Here is an 18558-nt window from a genome sequence, read left to right on the forward strand (position 1 = left end):
CGGTTTACCTCCCTCGCATCGCCAGTCAATTGCCTGCTCGGCCAACGCGCCGCAGCCTATCCGCCGGTGGCCCTCGCCGCGGCCGACTGAGGATGGCCGTTTGCACTACCCTCGCGCCGTGGAGAGCACCGAGATCGACGCACCCATCGTCGCCGTCACCGTCTACCCGGACCGGGCCCGGGTCACCCGCCGATGCAGCCCTCGGCTGACCGCCGGCGAGCACCGCCTACGCCTCGCGCCACTCCCACTCGGCCTGCGGCGCGACTCCATCCGGGTCGGTGGGCGGGGGGCGGCAACGGTGCTCGGTGTGGACGTGACCACCTGGCGGCAGGCCCACAGCGCCGACCCGCAGATCGTCGGCCTCGAACAGCGACGCCGCGAGCTGAACGACGAGTTGGCCGAGTTCGCGGACGCGGACGCGGTCGAGGAGCAGCGCGGGGAGTTCCTCACCCGGTTGGCCGAGCGCGCCGGTGGCACGTACGCCCGGGCGTTGGCCTCCGGCGAGGCGACGCCGACCGACGTGGCGTCCTTCACCGACTCGGTGGCCGGTCAGCTCGCCGAGTCACGCGGCCGGCGGCGCGGGCTGTCTCGGCGGCGCACCGATTTGGCCGCGGAGTTGGCCGCGGTCGAGCGCGACCTGAACGCCGCACGCGGCAAGCGGACGCCGGACCGGTTGGCCGCCGAGGTGACGGTCTCGGTGGCGGACGACGGCGCGGAGGTGGAGCTGGAGCTGACCTATCTGGTCGACGGCGCGGTGTGGCAGCCCTCCTACGACCTGCGGCTGGTCGACGACACGATGACCGTCACCTGGTTCGGGTTGGTCAGCCAGAGCACCGGCGAGGACTGGCCGGAGTGCGAGCTCCGGCTCTCGACCGCCCGGCCTGCGGCGACGACCGCCGTACCCGAATTGTCGCCCTGGTATCTCGACCGGTCTCGGCCGATGCCGGTCGCGGGCGCGGCGGCGGCCGTGCCGGTCGGGATGCCGCCCCCGGCACCGGGTGGGGCGCCGGCCCCGTCCGCGGTGCCCCGGGCCCGGTTGCAGGAGAGCGTCGCCCAGGTGGAGCAGGGCGTCAGCGCGGCCACCTACCGGCCGGCCCGGCCGGCGGCGGTGCCGGCCGACGGCAGCGCCCACCGAGCCACCATCGCCGTGCTGGAGCTGCCGGCCCAACTGGACCACGTGACGGTGCCGGTCCGCGCCGCCGAGGCGCACCTGCGTGCCACGGTACGCAACACGTCGGACCACACGATGCTGCCCGGTCCGGCGGCGGTCTTCCACGGCGCCGACTTCGTCGCGGCCACCGGGCTGCCGATGTGGGCGCCCGGCGAGGAGATCGAGCTGGGGCTCGGAGTCGACGACCGGTTGCGGGTGGAGCGGAAGCTGCACCGGCGCTCGGAGACCAGGGCCGCGCTCGGGTCGACGCGGCGGCGGGAGGTGGACTACCGGATCACCGTCGCCAACCACACGCCGCGGTCGGCGACCGTCGAGGTACGCGACCAGTTGCCGGTGTCCCGCGACGAGGCGGTGGTGGTGCGGGAGACGACCCTGGCGCCGGTCCCGACCGAGCGTACGGAGTTGGGAGAGCTGGCCTGGCGGCTGTCGCTCGCGCCGGGCGAGAGCGGTGAGATCACCGTCGGCTTCCGGGTGGAGTTGGCCAAGGGGGTGGAACTGACCGGCTGGCGGGAGTAGGCACCTCATCTCCGTGGTCGGACAGCGGACCGGTCCGGCGACGACGTGTCGGGCCGACCGGTGCGCGGTGTCGCTGCGGAGACGATCCAACGTTGTGCCGCTCCGGCCGCAGGGTCACGATCACCCGCCGCCGGGCTCAGATCGGGCTCGGCCAGCACGTAGTCCCTCCTCTGGAGCCGGCGGAGCATGCTGTCACCGCCCGGTGGTGAGGTTCGTCCGGTTGCGGGGGCGGTCCGGTCCGGACCGCCCCCGCGGGGAATCACTCGGAAATGACGAATTGGGCGGTGCTTGTGGTGTCGTAGTTGACGCCGTTCTTCTCGGCGTGGTGGATGCAGTTGACCGTGACCGTGCGGGACTGGACGGGAACGCCGGTGACCGGGACGGTCGGAGACCAGAAGGTCACGTCGACGAGGGCCCCGTTGTTCTCGGAGTCATAGTCGTGGGTGGAGTAGCTGAGCACGCTTGCGGAACACCTGACGTTTATGTAGTAGGCGTCCACCCGGTCGTTGCCCCAGGTGGCGAGCCGGGAGTAGCCGCGGACCTTGACGCCACCCGCACGCAGTGGCCAGCTTCCTTCGTGGCCGGTGTCTTCCAGTTGGATGACGCCCTGCAGGTTGTAGGTCGGGGCGGGTGGGGTGCCGCCGCCACCACCACCCTCACCGCCACCGCCACCGCCACACTCCGAGTCGACGGGGCACTCGGGGACCCACGCCTGCGCCGGCAAGGCGTTCACGCCGATGAAGGCGAAGCAGGCCAGCAGAGCGACCCCCAGCGTGGAAGCGCGTCTAAGCACGTCATCTCCTGTCAGCAGACGCCCGGGCATGTCACCCAGGGCGTTCGGTTGGACGCGTAGAGTATGGCCACGGTTCTGGGGAACGCGAAAGGCATTGCGCGTTACGGCGCGGCAGACTGTCCCTTGTTCGCTCATCGGATGTCGTCGGCCTCGCCCTTGCCGGTCGACAGGATCTCGGCACGCCCTCGATCGGTGGGCGACGTCATCCTTTGCCGGAAGCGGCGTCAGCCGAATTACGCATTGGTGGATCGACGCGCGTCCCCCGGTGGGCGGGATGGCCTGAGGTGGTGGGACGATCCGGTTCTCTCGGGGAGCGGGCTCGGGACATGGGACGGTCGAGCGTCGCGCGGAGCGGGCCCGATCGATGTGTTTAACTCGGCCGATCGGGGTAACGGGCAAGCTCCCGGGCAGTGGTGATCGGCGCGGTGCCGGCTAGGCTGCCGGTTCCTGCGCCACCTCGGGTTCCAGAGCGAGAAGCCGATCGGGTACGACTTACGGGATGACCCAGCGCAGAAGCAGCTGGCCGCACCACCACCACGCCTGAATTGAGGACCAATGCCCGGACTCGCGGAACGCCTGGCCGACCTCGCCAGTGGTGTGATGCTGGACGACGCCCACGTCACCGGCCTCAGCCGCCTCTCACCCGAGTTCATTCGGATGACGCTGTCGGCCGAGGCGTTCCGAAAGGCGACCTGGGTGCCCGGAGCGAAACTCCAGCTCCGTCCGCGGCGCGGCTCGATGAGTCTGCGCACCTACACACCGACGAGTTGGGACGCCGTCCGGGGTGTGACGGAGCTGGTCGCCTACACGCACGGAGACGGTCCGGCGGGGCAGTGGTTCGAGCGGGTGGCGGAGGGCCAGAGCTGTGGGGTCTTCGGGCCACGGCGCTCCATCGACCTGCGCGGGGCCACCGGTCCCGTGCTCTTCGTCGGGGACGAGACCAGCGTGGCGCTCGCCCTCGCGTTGCGCACCGTTCCCGCCGAGACGTCGCATGTCTTCGAGGCGCGCGATCCCCGCGCACTCACCGACGTACTCGCCCAACTGGGGATCACCGAACGAGTGGCGGTCGTCCCGAAGGACGCCCGCCGGGTCGAGCTTCTCCAGCACTGCCGCGCGGCGGCCGTCCAGGCGCCGTACACCCTCGTCGTGACCGGCGACGCGGCGACGGTGCACGCCGTACGGCGGGACAGTCGTGGGTGGGAGCGCAAACCCCGGCAGGTCATGGGCAAGGCATATTGGGCCGAGGGCCGCACCGGCCTCGACTGAGCCGCGCGGCGCCACTACTGGCCAGGGCCGCGACGGTGTTCCTCGATTGTGGAGACGTGCTGCTCGGCCCAGGCCCGGACCACCGCCAGCGGGGTGTCCAGGGAGAGACCCAGGCTGGTGAGCGCGTAGTGGACGCGCGGCGGAACGCTCGCCTCGACGCGCCGGGTGACCAGGCCGTCGCGGCACAGGCTTCGCAGCGTCTGCGACAGCATCTTGTTCGACACCCCCGGGGCGCGGCGACGTAGCTCCGCGCCAGGAGATCAGACATGGAATTGCGCAGGATCCGGACAAACGGCACCGAGTTGAACGTCGCCCTGGACGGCGAGGGCCCACCGGTGCTGCTGATGCACGGCTGGCCGCACACCTGGCAGGTCTGGCGCGAGGTGCTGCCGTTGCTGGATGGGCGGCGTCGCGTCATCGCACCAGACCTGCGAGGGCTCGGCGACAGCGCCCGCGCGGCGGACGGGTTCGACGCGGCGACCGGCGCCGCCGACATGCTCGGCCTGCTCGACGCGCTGGGGGTCGAGCAGGCCGAGGTGGTGGCCCTGGACGCGGGCGTGCCCGCCGCCTTCCTGCTCGGCGCCCAACACCCGACCCGGGTACGCCGCCTGGTGCTGATGGAGGCGACGCTGCCCGGCCTGCCCGGTGGTTTCCCGGCACCACCGTGGTGGTTCGGCTTCCACACGGCCCCCGGGCTGGCCGAGACGGTGCTCGAAGGCCACGAGGCCGAATACCTCGACTGGTTCCTCCTGGCCGGCACCTTCGAACGTCGGGGGGTGCCCCCGGAGATCCGGGACGCATTCGTCAGCGCGTACACCGGTCGTGAGGCGCTGCGCTGCGGCTTCGGCTACTACCGCGCCGCCGAACAGAACGCGGCAGCGATCGCCGCGGCGGGCCGGCTGACCACACCCACCCTGGCCGTCGGCGGCAACACCGTCGGCGACCTGCTCCACCGGCAACTCTCCCCCATCGCCCACGATCTCTCCGGTGAGCTGGTCCCCCGCAGCGGCCATATCGTGCCACTGGACCGCCCGGACGCCGTCGCGCAGTTGCTCCGCGTCGGCTCCGCCACGTCCCGTTAGCCGAGCACCAGCATCCGGTCGTCCGTGGGATCACGTGCTCGGCCGCCGTGACCCCTGCCCGGACGGCACCTGTCGCGGGTCGCCTCGAAGGGTCACCGCACGGTTCGGACGCGGATTCCCTGTGGCCAGTCCGAGTTCACCGCGTCTCCCTACCTTGCCATCGGATCACCATGGTCCTTCGTTGCCGACGAGATGAGGATTGATGGCAGTAAGCAAGCGGGTCGGCCTGGGTGCTGCGGTGGCCGCGCTGATCCTGACGCTGCCGGGCGCGGCGTCCGCGGCCGAGCAGAGCACGCGGCACCGGGCCGAGTTGGTCAGGTTCGCCATGTTGCCGGCGGCGACCTTCGTTCCCGGTAGCGAGCCGTCCGGCTCGTCACTCGGCACGGCCCCGGTCAACGGCATCATCCCGCCGTTCGTCGACCAACCGATCCAGGGGTTCAGTGGCGTCCTTCGCAACACCGACGGCACCTTCGACGTGTTGTCCGACAACGGTTTCGGCAACAAGGCCAACAGCGCCGACTTCCTGCTGCGGATCCAGCGGGTCGCGCCCGGCTTCGCCAGTGGCGGCGTCGACGTGGTCGGCGGCATCAACCTGACCGACCCGTACGGCAAGGTTCCGTTCGCTCTCACCCGCGCCGATCGCGTGCTCACCGGTGCCGATTTCGACGTCGAGTCGATCACTCGGACGGCCGACGGCACGTACTGGATCGGTGACGAGTTCGGTCCGTACCTGCTGCACTTCGACCGCGCGGGCCGCCTCCTACAGGCGCCGGTGCAACTGCCCGGCGTGTTCGCTCCCGAGAACCCGACCCGTGGCACGACCCCGGCCAACCTCTCCAGCAGCAAGGGCTTCGAGGGCATGGCCCAGTCACCGGACGGTGGCACGCTCTATCCGCTGCTCGAAGGCACGGTCGCCGGCGACCCCACGGGCACGCTCCGGCTCAACGAGTTCGACGTCCGGACCAACACGTACACCGGGCGGCACTGGACCTACGCGCTCGACGCCGCCGACCACGCGATCGGTGACGCGATCATGGTCGACCGCGACCGTTTCCTGATCATCGAACGGGACAACGGCCAGGGTGAGACGGCAAAGGTGAAGCGGATCTACCTGGCCGACAAGCGCGACCGGAACCGGGACGGACGCCTCGACAAGACGCTTGTCGCCGACCTGATGAACATCGCCAACCCGCGGCACGTCGGCGGATTCGGCAGCACCTTCACGTTCCCGTTCCAGACCATCGAGGACGTGGTGATCCTCGACGACCGTACGATCGCCGTCCTCAACGACAACAACTTCCCGTCCTCCTCGGGCCGCACGGTCGGCCAGGCGGACAACAACGAGTTCATCGTGATCAGGCTGGACCGCGGCCTGGATGCCGACAGGCGCGTCCTGCGTCGCTACTGAGCGGGCCGGTTCCGTCTCCCACGGCAGGCCTGGGACAGCTCGTCGAGCGGCTGTCCCAGGCCCCGGCGGAGCGGGTGCTGTCAGCTCACGGTCCCAGGCGCACCGGGCGTAGTGCTTTGATCACGACTTACCGTTGCCGACGCCCAACTGCTCGAATACCGACCAGAGCCGGCCAGCCGTCGCGAAGGTCTCCACGTTCAGCAGATCGTCCGGCAGACTCACCTCGTACTCCTCTTCGAGGGCCAGGAGCAGACTGACGGTGCCCATGGAATCGAGGCCCTGCGCCGGTAGGCTCAAGTCCGGCGTGATGACGGTCTCGGCGCTCATCTCGGGAAGATTCGCCCGTAGCAGGTCTTCGAAACCCTCCGGCCACCCCGCGGCCACCGTCGCCGCATCAGTCGTTCCACCTTCAACCACAGCTACCCGACCCCCTCATCCGTCACTTCGTCAAGGCACATTGTCTGACTGTCCACATCGCCCGGGCCGGGCTCTCGACGGCGGTTCAGGTAGCCCTGCCGAGAGGCCCATCGATGTCCAACCCGTGGAGCGCGGCCCGCACCTCCCGCAGGCCCCAGGCGTCGAGCCTGTTTCCTGCCAGTCGCAGGACCCGCACGCCGGCAAGAGCCGACGGCTGGATCTCAGGGGTGTCCGGTCCGAGGCCGAGCAGCGGACCGGCTCTGAAATTCCACCGCTCGGGTAGTTCGGCAACCCGGATGAAGTCGCGCAGCTCCCAAAGGGCGACCGAGAGGCTGAGTTCGTCGTGGGCGAGTATCGACGGTCGCCTGAGTGCGCCGAGCATGCGGCGGTGCAGCTCCATCCACCGATTCGCGAGCAATCGCAGCGCGGCGCCCGAACCGTAGATCACACCACTGTCCCAGCGTCTGAGCTCACCGAGGACCGCGACGGGCAGGGAGAGCGCGTATGTCTCGTTGAGAAGAGCATGTGCGGTCTCCTCGTCGATCTCCGGGTCGTCGAAGTATCGGTGCCTACTCCCCCAGACCGTCGGCTCAGCCCGGTACGGGAGCAAGAAGACGTCGGCGTGGTCACCCAGCAGGTGACGAAGGTCGAGTTGGATGTCACCGACGTCGCCGAGCACCAGACTGTCCGGGTCCAGATAGAGATAGGAGTCATGTCCGGTACGGAGAAGCGACTTGATCTTCAGCAGTTGGGCTGACAGCGAGTCTCGCTCCGTCGGCGATGGCGCCCACATGTTCTCGGTGCCGGTGATGACCCGCTCCACGTCGACCGCCAGAGCGGGCACGAGGCGGTGCAACTCCGGGCTCGCCTCGTCGATATACACCGTGACCGGGACGTGTGCGTTGTGCCGTCGTATCGATGCGACGGCGGCGGCGACGTACGACACGACGGTCGGGCCGCTCACCAGTCCCACACCGAATGACGCACCGCTCGGCCTCATGTCTGGCACCCTATTTCCCCCCGGTAGCGGGCACGGCAAACTGCGCGTGGTACATACGCGCGTAGGCGCCCCCGGCGGCCAGAAGTTCGTCGTGCGTGCCCTTCTCGACGAGCCTGCCGTGGTCCATCATCAGGATGAGGTCGGCCTCCCGCACGGTCGACAGCCGGTGCGCCACCACGAAATTGGTGCGGCCCTGCCTCAGCCGGGCGGTGGCCTGCTGGATCAGAAGCTCCGTTCTGGTATCCACTGAGCTCGTCGCCTCGTCGAGCACAAGGATGGGGGGGTCCGCGAGAAACGCACGGGCGATCGTGATGAGCTGACGTTCACCGGCACTCACCCCGACCCCGTCGTCGCCCACCACCGTCTGGTAACCGTCCGAGAGGGTACGGATGAAATGGTCCACCCGGGCCGCCGTCGCGGCGGCCTGGATGGCCACGTCATCCGAGTCTTCCCGGCCGTATGCGATGTTGTCCCGGACAGTGCCGTGGAACAGCCAGCTCTCTTGCTGCACCATGCCGATGTTGGCCCGGAGGATCTCCTTGTCGAGATCACGGATATCGACACCGTCGATGAGGATCCGACCGCCCGTCAGCTCGTAGAACCGCATCAGCAGGTTGACCAGGGTCGTTTTCCCCGCGCCCGTCGGACCGACGATGGCGATCAGCTGGCCGGGCTCCGCGGTCAACGAGAGATCCTCGATCAACGGCTGATCGACCCGGTAGCGGAAGCTGACCGACTCGAAGCGGACATTCCCCCTGATCGCACCGGGCAGACGAACGGCAGCGGGCGCACCTACGGACAGGACCTCCTCGGGTTCGTCGAGGTATTCGAAGACACGCTCCGCGGACGCCACCCCGGACTGCACGAGGTTGGACAGGTTCGCGAGGGCCATCAGCGGCTGGGTGAACTGGCGGGAGTACTGGACGAACGCCTGGACAGAGCCGATGGACAGGACGCCGGATGCCACCTGCAATCCGCCGATCACGGCGACGAGCACATAGCTGAGATTTCCGAGCAGAGTTGTGGCCGGCCCGATCATTCCGCTGACGAACTGAGCGCGAGCCCCGGATTGGTACAGTTCCTCGTTCCGTTTCCGAAACGCGGCCTCCATCTCGGCCTCACGGCCGAAGGCCTTGACGACCATGTGCCCGGAGTATGCCTCCTCGATCGAGGAGCTGAGTTCGCCAGTCAGGTCCCACTGCTTGGAGAAGTGCGCCTGGGACCGTTTGCCGAGCGCCCTTGTCACGAGGATGGAGGCGGGCACGGCTATCAGCGCGATCACCGAGAGCAGGGGTGAGATCCAGAACATCACCGCCAGTACGCCGACGAGCAGTAGCGATGAGTTCGTGATCTGACTGATCGTCTGCTGCATGCTGGTCGCCACGTTGTCGATGTCGTTCGTCGTACGACTCAGCACCTCGCCGCGCGGCTGCCGGTCGAAGAACGACAACGGAAGGCGAGACAGCTTCTCCTCGGCCTGCCGGCGCAGGTTCTGCGCCGTCCGTTGCACGAGCGTGGTGGTCAGTCTGCCTTGTAGCGCCCAGAACAATCCGGACAGCACGTACACGCAGAGGGCGGCAAGGAGTGTCAGGCCGAGCGCTGTGAAGTCGATGCCGCGGCCAGGATGGAAATTGACCGAGTTCAGCAGAGGGACGATCTCCTGCTGGCCGGAGTCGCGGAGCTGCTCGATGGCCTCGGCCTTGGTCATGCCCGCCGGGAACCGGCGCCCGACGATGCCCGAAAAGATCAGGTCGGTGGCGTGACCGAGGATCAGGGGACCGGCCACGTTCAGCAGAATGCTGAGCGCGCCCACGACCGCCACCGCGGCGAGCCGTCGACGAGGCCGGATCAGCCCGAGCAGCCGTCGCGCCGTGCGCTGGAACCCGGCCGGCTCAGCGGCGTCGCTGTCGCCCGCCGTCAGGCGTCGGCTCGCCGGACGCGGCACCCTGGCCGTCGGTTTACGGCTCATGCCACGCGCTCCCCCATTTGCGAGAGGACAATCTCACGGTAGACCGGACTATTGTTCAACAATTCGTCGTTGGTGCCGGCGCCCACCACGCGTCCCTGGTCGAGAACGACGATGCGGTCTGCCCGCGCCACGGTGCTGACCCGCTGCGCCACGACGAGGATGGTGGCATCGACCAGATGGGTCGTCAGAGCCTCCCGGAGTGCCGCATCCGTCGCGTAGTCCAGAGCCGAGAAACAGTCATCGAACAGGTAGATCTGCGGTCGCGGCACCAGGGCGCGCGCGATGGACAGCCGTTGACGCTGCCCGCCCGACAGGTTTCCGCCACCCTGCGAAACCTCGGCGTCGAGCTGGCCGTCCATCTCCTCCACGAACTCGCGGGCCTGGGCGATCTCGAGCGCCTGCCAAAGCTCCTCATCGGATGCTTCGGGCTTACCGGTACGCAGGTTGGAGGCGATCGTTCCCCGAAACAGCTGAGCCTTCTGCGGGACCAGGCCCACGGTCCGGGACAACATCGCCCGATCCAGGTCTCGCACGTTGACCCCACCAACGCGCACCTGGCCGCTGGTGGGATCGAAAAGCCGGCAGACCAGCCCGATCACCGTCGACTTCCCAGATCCCGTGGACCCCACGAGGGCGGTGGTGGAGCCAGGATCGGCCGACAGGTCCACCCCGTGCAGAACGTCCTGATCGGCGTTCGGATAGGCGAACCGCACGTCGCGGAGTTCCAGATGGCCACGGTGGGGCAACGACCGCACGGCGGTGGCTGGCGGCACGACACTCGGTTCGGTCCGCAGCACCTCTTCGATCCGTGTCGCGGACGCCTCGGCGCGCGACAGCCCCATGATGACGAAGGCGGCGGTCAACACCGCGCCCTGGACCAGAACCAGATAGGTGAGGAACGCGGTGATGGCGCCGATCCGCGTGCCGCCGGCCTCGATGCGGATCGCGCCGATCCAGACCACCGCGACACTGCAGACACAGACCAGGTTGACCACGACCGGCAGGAGCAGGGTGCTGACCCGACCGAGCCGGATCGACACGTCGGCGAGCTCGCGGTTGACGCGGGCGAAACGGTCCTGCTCGAACCGGTCCTTGGCGAAGGCACGGATGACCTGGATGCCGGTTATCTGCTCCCGGAGCACCCGGTTGATGGCGTCAATCTGTGCCTGCACCCGATACGACAGGGGCCGCATCCGTCGGATCAGAGCGGCTACCACGATCCCGAGCAGGACCACGACGCCGATGAGGAGAGGCGAGAATGCCACGTCCTGCGCGACGGCCATGACGATCCCGCCGATCGCCATGACCGGCGCGACCACCAGGATGGTCAGGGCGGACAGAAACAGCATCTGTACCTGCTGGACGTCATTCGTTGTGCGGGTGACGAGCGACGGGACGCCGATCTGCTGGATCTCACGTGCCGAGAAGCGTTGCACCTGGCGGAACCCGGACTCGCGGAGATCTCGGCCGACCGCCAGTGCGGTTCGTGCGCTCAGCCGTACGGCGAAGGCGGTCGCGGTGATCTCGGCAAGCGTCACCACTCCCATCACCACACCGGTATGCAGAATCCTGGCGGTGTCACCTTTGACAACGCCGTTGTCGATGATGTCGGCATTCAGTGTGGGCAGGTAGAGCAGTGCGATCGTCTGGACGGACTGCAGCACCACGATCAGAGCGACCGTCGCCCGGTAGGGCCTCGCGTAGACGGCGAGCAGCCGCCACAGCGCCCGATCGCTGGGCTGGGCGGCCAGTGCCACGTACCTCACCGGGCTCCTTCCACCAGTACCTCGTTTCTGCTGAGGGGCGCGTGTCGCACCGTCTTCGCCCCGGCGCGGGCGAAGAGCTCGTGGTACTCCTCCAGCGATCGCAGCCGACCCCCCGAGAACACCATAAGTTGGAGGTCCTTCAGCAGTGCGTCCATCTGCACCGAGTCGGGGTCGATCACCTCGTCCGCCACGAGCACCCGATCGGTCTCGGTGAAACAGCGGCTCAACAGTCGAACGGACTCGTCGTCACTCCAGCTGTGCACCACAGCGGACAGTAAATAGACGTCCCCGCCTGTCGGCAGATCCACGCGGAAGTCTCCGCCGACCACCTCGCTCCGGTCCGCGACACCCGACTCGCTGAAGACGGTGTCCGCGTCGGCCACGGCGTAGGGAAGATCGAAGAGCACCCCGCGCAGGTGCGGATGGCGCCGGAGAATCGCGGCCAGGATGCCACCCCGACCGCCACCAACGTCTACCACGGTCCGGACCGAGGAGAAGTCGAAGGCATCCGCGATGGCGTATCCGCGCTGACGTGCCTCGTCGGTGACTCGATTCATCATGGTGTCACCCGCGCCGGGCGTACGGTCGAAGTAGTCGAAGGAGCTGATGCCATGCTCCATCTCGAACGCGGACCTGCCAGCGACCACGGTGTCCAGCAGTCGCCGCCACGGGCCCCAGTGCCAGGATTCGCCCACCGAGCGGACTCGCGGCCACATCGAATCCTCGGCGTCCCGGCAGAGTAGGCGGCCCCGATCGGTAAGCGTCAGAAGTCCGTCGGCCTGCGCGGCGACGAGCCCCATCGCCTGGGCGACCCGTAGGAGTCGTCGCAGCGCGGCGGGATCGGCGCCGGTCTTCTCCGCGATTGCCTGCGCCGGAGCCGGCCCACGAGTGAGGACATCCGCCACGCCGAGTTCCGCGAGGACAAACAGCGCCTGGCTGAGCCGGTATCCCAGGGCGATCGACCTGAGATAGGCCCGATCCATGGCCGGTGAACTCATGGCTACTCCCTTGATGTGTGCCGTGGGGGCAGGACGAGCCTGTCGCGGACGTGCTCCGGCCAGGCGGCCGGATCCGCACCGTGCTGGCAGAAGAGCGCGAACGTAAAGCGCTCAAGTCCAAAACCTACACAGGCCGTGTGCGCCTTCTGCCCGCTCGGTAGCCGGATGTCGTAGGCCTCGCCGAACATCGTGCCGTGCAGGTTGAAGGAGGCCGCCGACATGGTGCGGCCATCTTCGGCAGGTACCCGCAGTTCGTACTTCAACCGTCTCAGTCGTTGCGCCAATCCGCGTCGGGCCACCTCGCGGTCGCCGAAGAACGGGTCGTCGGCGGACTCGACCACACCCGCGAGGCCAAGGTCGGCAACCAGTTCGCCGGCCGCATGAAGGAACCGTTCACGCCGATTCGTCACGGCACGCTCGTCACCGAGAAAGACGATCTCCCGGATGGTGAAGTCCCAGAGCCGCTCGAGCGATCGTTGGTAGCGGGACTCGAACCGGAACGACTGTCCGCGCGAGGTGATGACGGAGTCGTCGCCGGCGAGTGTGGTGCCGCTCAACTGGTGGTAGGTGTGGAAACACATGGTCGGCGGCAGGCAGTAACCGGAGTGCTCGCCATGTCGCGTGAGCAATCCGTCCGCGTCGGCACCTTCGTCGATCTCGTCCAGGAACCGCCGGTAGTTCTCCAGATCGGACGTGAGCCGACCCGCGTACATGACCAGTTGAGGAAACGACCTCAGATAGTTGCCCAGGCGCAGCGCCGACGTCTTGATCAGGGTTGGATAGCGGTACTCCACCGCTTGGAAGCGGTCGGTCGCGATGCTGCTGAGCTGTCGGTCAAGCGCCTCCAGGACCTGAGTGAACGGAGCAGCGGTCGCGATTGCGCCTTCGCCCATTTCGCACACCACGCCCCGCTTCACCAACTCGGCGAAGATGTCGGTAGCCGTGACCACTGGGTGCGGCGACCGCCAGACCACGTCGGACGCGAGGAGCCGCTGCGGTAGCACCTCGGCCCGGCTGATCTCCTCGATGTTCCGGGCCAGAGTCCGCGGGTCCGTCTCGCCCCCGGTGGTGAGTTCGACGCCGGTGACCCGGTCGCCCTCCCAGAGGAGGGTGAAGTTGGTGATGTCCGGAGCAACATAGAACACCCGTTGGGACAGGTGGTCACTGTGCGAGGCCGGCACCGGTCTGGCGAGCTGAATCACGTAGGTAGGCATGTCTGTTGCCCCGCTCTCAAATCAGCGCGACGCCGCGGTCCATCATGGTCAGTGCCCCGATGCCCACCAGAAGACCGTCGTTGCCGTGGTTGAGGGCGGCCGAACGCAGGTCGCGGAAGTGCCGCTCCAGCGGAATTTCCGAGTCCTTCAGATATCCGGTCCGAAGGCCAGCCAGCTGGAGCATGTCGTCGATCGCGCGAAACGTGAGGTCCGACGCCACTACCTTCAGTGTGTTCAGCTGTAGGCGATGACGGGGGCTGCTGAGCGGTTGCTGGGACAGCCTGGCACGCTCGACCTCCTCGCGTGCCCGTCCCAGGTAGGAACTGACAAGCTCGAGCGCCACCCGGACCCGCCCGATCCGCTCGTAGAAGAGATCCGACGGGCCGGACCCGCCATGGCGCGAGTCACGGGATTTGCCTGACCACCGGATCAGCTCACGGAGGGCGCCCCGGGCCGTGCCCAGCCAGCACGCCGACCAACCGAGATGCGACATCGGCACCATGCTCTCCCTGGCGATCTCGGGGAAGCGGGCCGATCCGCCGACCACGTTGTGGGACGGCACCGCTCCCTTCAACAGCATCCCCACACTTTCCGTGGCCCGTACTCCCAGGGAGTTCCACTGGCTCGTCGATTCCACGTTGAGATCGGCGCGATCGGCATAGACCAGAGACACGTCGGACTCCGGTGCGTCGGCCGAGGCCCGCATGGTGATGAGGAAACCATCCGCCCACCGTCCACCGGTGACCACCGGCGCCGCCCGCTCGATGACAACACGGTCGCCGTCCAGGTGCAGGGGCGCGACAGCACTGAGAAGGTCGGCCTTACGGCCGCCCTCGCTGGTCACCGACGCGATGTACACCTCGCCGGCGGCGATCCTGGGAAGCAGCGTGGCTTTCAGATCGACCGAGCCGTACCGGATGATGGCATCCACCTGGAAGCAGTGCATCGCCCAGATCTGACCGGTCGACAGGCAGTGCGCGGAGAGTTCGGACGCTACTTCGAGGAACGTCGACAGGTCCGCGCCCAGGCCGCCGTACTCGGTCGGCACCAGCATCCCGAGCAAACCGTGCGTACGCATCGCGGCCAGCGCCTCGACCGGGAAGGTGGCGTCCTCGTCATGACTCGCCGCGTGATCGCGGACCACCGACACGACCGGCTGGGCAAGAATCGATCCCCGTGACATCCGTACTCCTCGTCTGAAGAAACCATGGGAGTGGGCGCGACACCCCGTCTACCGGTGGACCGGCGGCCAATCCCTCTCCGCACGTTCGATAAGTCGGCGCAACACATCCACCACATGGACAGGGTGTCGGCCGTATCCTGTCTCCCCGGTCAGCAAGAGGCCACCAGCGCCGGTTCGGACCGCCACCGCGACGTCTGCCACCTCCGCGGGCGTCGGCCGGACGTGCACACGCATCGAGTGCAGCACGTGGGTCGCGACCATACTCTGCTTGCCTCGACGGATACAGGCATCAATCACAGCCTCCTGCGCCGCTGGTACGTCCTCGAACGGAATCTCCAGGCTCAGGTCACCTCGTGCCACCATCAGTCCGTCGAACGCGTCCGCGAGGGCGGGCAGTTGGCGCATCGCCGCTGGGCTCTCCACCTTGCCGATAATGGCCACATCGGGCGCCAGCGCGCGGACCGCGTGATAGTCCTCGGCCTGTTCCGCGAACGAGAGCGCGACCGCCTCGACACCCAGGTCACGGGCGAACAGCAGATCCTCGACGTCGCGATCGGTCAGCCCGGGTGGATAGACGGTCCCTCCGGGCAGGGTCACGCCGCGACCATCGGTGACGGAACCACCATTGACCACGACACATCTCAGCTCGTCGTGGCGCACCTCCTGCACGGACAACACGACAGCGCCGTCGTCGATGAACACCGCGGCGCCAGCCGGCGTCAGGTCGACGTCCCAGGGGTAGGTGGTCCACGTGCGATGGGTATCCAGCGGGCCGGGCTCGGCGGTGAGGTGGACCTGTTCACCAATGGCCCACTCGGCGCCACCGTCGGGAAATCGACCCAGCCTGTTCTTTCTACCCTGCAGGTCGGCCAGCAGTGTCACCTGACGGGCGCGCTCAGAGGCGATCTCGCGAACCCATCGGGCGGTCGCGCGGTGCCGGTCTCGTGTCCCGTTGCTCATGCTGAGCCGCACGGTGTCGAGCCCGGCAGCGACGAGTCCGTCGATGCACGCACGCGTCTCGCTGATCGGCCCCAGCGTCCCGATGATCCCGGTCCTGCGCGACACCGCTGTCATCTTGAGCTGCCCCCGTCCACGTCTGCCGCCGCGTCACCGTCTTCGCCGTCGGCCAGCCGTCGCACGCTGCACCGGTGGAACTCGCGGAGATAGTTGGCCGGATCCCGCACCTGAACCGGCGTGGCGCCGTGCAGGATGCCGGCGCTGGGCAGGTTGTTGACGAAGAGAATCTGGTCGGAATCGAGGCAGCCAAGGTTGACGCCACACTCGGCCATCACATCTGACTGGTGTTCGGCTCGCAACACCGGCTTGCTGCCGGGCGTGGGCTCCTCCGACCACTCGAACAGGTCCGTGAAGCGCGCGCGGTGGCGACTCAGATAGGAGCGTGCGTCGGCGAGGATCACCTCACCACCGTCGTAGCCGGAGACCGGACCGTAGCAGTGCGAGAACAGCAGGGCGTCCCGGTCCATGTGGATTTGTTTGAAGCTCCAACGGCTGCCGTACAGTTCGAGCGGGATCGCACCGTCCGCCGTCAGATTCACCTTCGTGCGGTACCCCCTACCGGGCACCTCGGCACCGACCATCGGCTCGATCTCGCGCCACACCGCGCGGAAGAGAGCCTCATGAAAGCGCCGCGTCGCCGCGAGATCGAACACGCCAGACAACCCCGTTACCAGAGCTGCGCCGCACCCCTCTCGGCCGACCGTACGGTCCAGCCGATCGACGATCGCCGCAACCAGAGCACCTGGCACCCGATCCGACGGCGCGGCGGCCAGGAACGGTCCCCCATCAACCCGGACGCCCGCGAAGGGCGGGCTCGCAGGGCTCTGACCGGGTAGGTCGGCCATCGCGTCCAGCGCCGCCCGGCGCATCTCCATCATCTCCGTACTGACTAGTCCCTCAGCGGTTTCGTTAACGGTCATCGCTCATCAACACTTCCTGCAGCTCCTCACGCACCACGGCCACGCCACGCGTTCCGTCTACTGTCCTGAGCAGGTCACGCTGGCCGAAGTACTCGCCCACCTCGGCGGCAAGCCGGCGGTAGTCGGCGACCCGACGGGCAACCCGCTCTTCTTCGTCGTCACCTCGCCGTACGACCGACCCGCCGCACCTCGGGCAACGGATTGCGGCATCCCCGGCGACCGGACGGCCGCAGGTGGCACAGATCTTCCGCTGTGCCACCCGCGTCCACAGAAGGTCGTCGGGCGCATCGATGACGACCATAGCCGCCACGCGAGCGCCTGCCGCCCGGACCACCTCGAAGAAGTCCTCGGTCTGGGCCAGGTCTCGTGGATACCCTTCGACCGTGACGACGTCGGCCCGCTTCGGCAGGTGATCGAGAAAATGCGTGAACTCCTGGCGGACGAGGCGGTCGGACAGGAGCGCACCGCGGAGCAGATCCCCCCGCAGCTCCAGGCCCAACGGGTGACCCGCGTCGGCGAGATCGAGGCCATAGTCCCGGACACCGAAGCGAGCCAACGACGGGTGTACCGCCGCCAACGACAGCAGCGCTGTCGTCTTGCCCGCTCCGGGTGGTCCGACCACCGGGTAGATCCGAACGTCGCCGCGGGTCACGGCGCCTCCCGGGTGGGCACCGCCACACCGTGCTCGGCCAGCTTGCGCCATGCCTGCTCCACCAGGGCCCGGTCGGCAGTGACTCGGCCTTCTTTCAGGTGGATGTCGAGCGCGTACAGCATCGCGCACAGACGACGTTCGGGGGTGGCAAGGAGAAGCTCGGTCAGGTGGTACAGCTGGTTGGTGTCGGTTGCCACCCGGGCGGCATCCGGAAAGGACTGCGCCAGCAACTGAGCCAACGACTGTGGCCCGTGGTCTACGAGGTACACCGTGAGGGGGTCGGTGTAGAGGAACTCGATGGCCTCGTCCCAACCGCTCACCGCCCTTGCGCTGGGGCTGCGGTGCGGGTCGTTTCCCTCCAAGATACGCAGGCTGCCGTCGTCAAGGATCAGACAAGCCAGACCATCGAGATGCCGTACCTGCGGGCCGTTGTAGGTGCGGGCCGGAACGTGCTCACCGCTCTCACCGACGAAGCGCTTGCCGAACACGTCGGCCTTCGACTCGGTGGGCAGGTCGACCGGCAGCCGAGAGAGCTTACGCTGGTTCATCCGGCCGTCGACGATGAGGTTCTTGTAATAGACCAGAATTTCACGCCCGTCCGGCAACTGGATCCGTTGCTGGTAGTCGCGCACCTCGGTCAGTTGACCGCCGAGGCGCGCACACAGATCCGCGGTGGTGGTGTCGCGCTCCAGCAGCACCGACCGGATGTAGCAGTGAACATCCTCGAACCCCGGTTTGCCCAACATCTCGATGACACGCGCCGCCGGCTCGACGCCGATCCGCTGGGCGTGGAACCAGTCGAGGCTGATCCGGACTGTCAGGCTGGCACGCGCCAGGTGAGCGGCTCGACTGCGCCAGGCCGCGACGAGGGCGTTCAGCCGGGCGAGCGTCTCGGCCTCGTCCGCGGCGAAGTGCGCGCTCGTGATCAGCTCGATCTCCTCAAGGTTCGGCGAGTCGACTTCGTTGACGAAGCGCTCGCAGAACTCTGGCTCGACCATCGGCTCACCGCCGCCGGAGAGCACGGCCTTCCACAGGCCCATGCCGTTCACCACCCGAAGGACCGGCTCAGGGTCCCGTGCCACGCTGTAACGAGCGAGCCGGTTCAGAGACATCGGGGTGGCGTAGTTGCAGTGCCCACACCCGACCGGGCACTCGGACGATGGCCAGACATAGCAGGTTGAGGCGT

At 67.9% G+C, this 18558-nt stretch carries 16 protein-coding genes and 1 pseudogene; 4 read left to right on the forward strand and 13 right to left on the reverse strand.

Annotation, left to right across the window (positions count from 1 at the left end; all coding sequences use genetic code 11):
- Positions 1 to 118 precede the first annotated feature (118 nt).
- Positions 119 to 1687, forward strand: a complete 1569-nt coding sequence (locus tag ACGFIW_RS18215) for a mucoidy inhibitor MuiA family protein (RefSeq protein ID WP_393316671.1) — start codon at positions 119 to 121, stop codon at positions 1685 to 1687.
- 259 nt (positions 1688 to 1946) lie between these two features.
- Here ACGFIW_RS18215 and ACGFIW_RS18220 read toward each other — a convergent pair whose 3' ends face one another.
- Positions 1947 to 2480, reverse strand: a complete 534-nt coding sequence (locus ACGFIW_RS18220; RefSeq protein ID WP_393316674.1) for a hypothetical protein — start codon at positions 2478 to 2480, stop codon at positions 1947 to 1949.
- Positions 2481 to 3035: 555 nt separating this feature from the next.
- On the opposite strand from ACGFIW_RS18220, the gene ACGFIW_RS18225 reads away from it, so the two are divergent.
- Positions 3036 to 3746 (forward strand): siderophore-interacting protein, encoded by a 711-nt coding sequence (locus ACGFIW_RS18225; protein ID WP_393316677.1) that lies wholly within the window; start codon positions 3036 to 3038, stop codon positions 3744 to 3746.
- Positions 3747 to 3760: 14 nt separating this feature from the next.
- Here the strand turns inward: ACGFIW_RS18225 and ACGFIW_RS18230 are convergent.
- Positions 3761 to 3982: pseudogene (locus tag ACGFIW_RS18230) on the reverse strand (winged helix-turn-helix transcriptional regulator); the annotation flags it as partial.
- Positions 3983 to 4012: 30 nt separating this feature from the next.
- On the opposite strand from ACGFIW_RS18230, the gene ACGFIW_RS18235 reads away from it, so the two are divergent.
- Positions 4013 to 4828, forward strand: a complete 816-nt coding sequence (locus tag ACGFIW_RS18235; RefSeq protein WP_393316680.1) for an alpha/beta fold hydrolase — start codon at positions 4013 to 4015, stop codon at positions 4826 to 4828.
- Positions 4829 to 5030: 202 nt separating this feature from the next.
- Positions 5031 to 6236: an esterase-like activity of phytase family protein gene (locus ACGFIW_RS18240; RefSeq protein WP_393316682.1), complete on the forward strand. Its 1206-nt coding sequence runs from the start codon at positions 5031 to 5033 to the stop codon at positions 6234 to 6236.
- A gap of 120 nt (positions 6237 to 6356) precedes the next feature.
- Here ACGFIW_RS18240 and ACGFIW_RS18245 read toward each other — a convergent pair whose 3' ends face one another.
- The 11 genes from ACGFIW_RS18245 to ACGFIW_RS18295 all read right to left on the reverse strand — a co-directional run bounded on the left by ACGFIW_RS18245 (position 6357) and on the right by ACGFIW_RS18295 (position 18484).
- Positions 6357 to 6563: a phosphopantetheine-binding protein gene (locus ACGFIW_RS18245; protein ID WP_393316685.1), complete on the reverse strand. Its 207-nt coding sequence runs from the start codon at positions 6561 to 6563 to the stop codon at positions 6357 to 6359.
- A 175-nt stretch (positions 6564 to 6738) separates the two neighbouring features.
- Positions 6739 to 7617, reverse strand: coding sequence for a hypothetical protein (locus tag ACGFIW_RS18250; protein ID WP_393316688.1), 879 nt, complete (start codon positions 7615 to 7617; stop codon positions 6739 to 6741).
- 46 nt (positions 7618 to 7663) lie between these two features.
- Positions 7664 to 9622 (reverse strand): ABC transporter ATP-binding protein, encoded by a 1959-nt coding sequence (locus ACGFIW_RS18255; RefSeq protein ID WP_393316691.1) that lies wholly within the window; start codon positions 9620 to 9622, stop codon positions 7664 to 7666.
- Complete coding sequence (locus ACGFIW_RS18260) at positions 9619 to 11388, reverse strand: ABC transporter ATP-binding protein (RefSeq protein ID WP_393316694.1); 1770 nt, start codon at positions 11386 to 11388, stop codon at positions 9619 to 9621. The genes ACGFIW_RS18255 and ACGFIW_RS18260 overlap by 4 nt, the downstream gene beginning before the upstream one ends.
- Positions 11385 to 12386, reverse strand: a complete 1002-nt coding sequence (locus ACGFIW_RS18265; protein ID WP_393316696.1) for a methyltransferase — start codon at positions 12384 to 12386, stop codon at positions 11385 to 11387. Before ACGFIW_RS18265 ends, ACGFIW_RS18260 begins: the two co-directional genes overlap by 4 nt.
- A 2-nt stretch (positions 12387 to 12388) precedes the next feature.
- Positions 12389 to 13600: a hypothetical protein gene (locus ACGFIW_RS18270; protein WP_393316699.1), complete on the reverse strand. Its 1212-nt coding sequence runs from the start codon at positions 13598 to 13600 to the stop codon at positions 12389 to 12391.
- A 16-nt stretch (positions 13601 to 13616) separates the two neighbouring features.
- Positions 13617 to 14783, reverse strand: coding sequence for an acyl-CoA dehydrogenase family protein (locus tag ACGFIW_RS18275; protein WP_393316702.1), 1167 nt, complete (start codon positions 14781 to 14783; stop codon positions 13617 to 13619).
- A gap of 48 nt (positions 14784 to 14831) precedes the next feature.
- On the reverse strand, positions 14832 to 15857 hold the full coding sequence (locus ACGFIW_RS18280) for a pyruvate kinase (protein ID WP_393316705.1): 1026 nt from the start codon (positions 15855 to 15857) through the stop codon (positions 14832 to 14834).
- On the reverse strand, positions 15854 to 16720 hold the full coding sequence (locus tag ACGFIW_RS18285) for a hypothetical protein (protein ID WP_393316708.1): 867 nt from the start codon (positions 16718 to 16720) through the stop codon (positions 15854 to 15856). The genes ACGFIW_RS18280 and ACGFIW_RS18285 overlap by 4 nt, the downstream gene beginning before the upstream one ends.
- Complete coding sequence (locus tag ACGFIW_RS18290; RefSeq protein WP_393316711.1) at positions 16710 to 17342, reverse strand: adenylate kinase family protein; 633 nt, start codon at positions 17340 to 17342, stop codon at positions 16710 to 16712. The genes ACGFIW_RS18285 and ACGFIW_RS18290 overlap by 11 nt, the downstream gene beginning before the upstream one ends.
- A gap of 26 nt (positions 17343 to 17368) precedes the next feature.
- Positions 17369 to 18484: a hypothetical protein gene (locus ACGFIW_RS18295; protein WP_393316714.1), complete on the reverse strand. Its 1116-nt coding sequence runs from the start codon at positions 18482 to 18484 to the stop codon at positions 17369 to 17371.
- Positions 18485 to 18558 lie beyond the last annotated feature (74 nt).

The organism is Micromonospora sp. NPDC048935 (assembly GCF_043197875.1).
In the GTDB taxonomy this organism is placed as follows: Bacteria; Actinomycetota; Actinomycetes; order Mycobacteriales; family Micromonosporaceae; genus Micromonospora.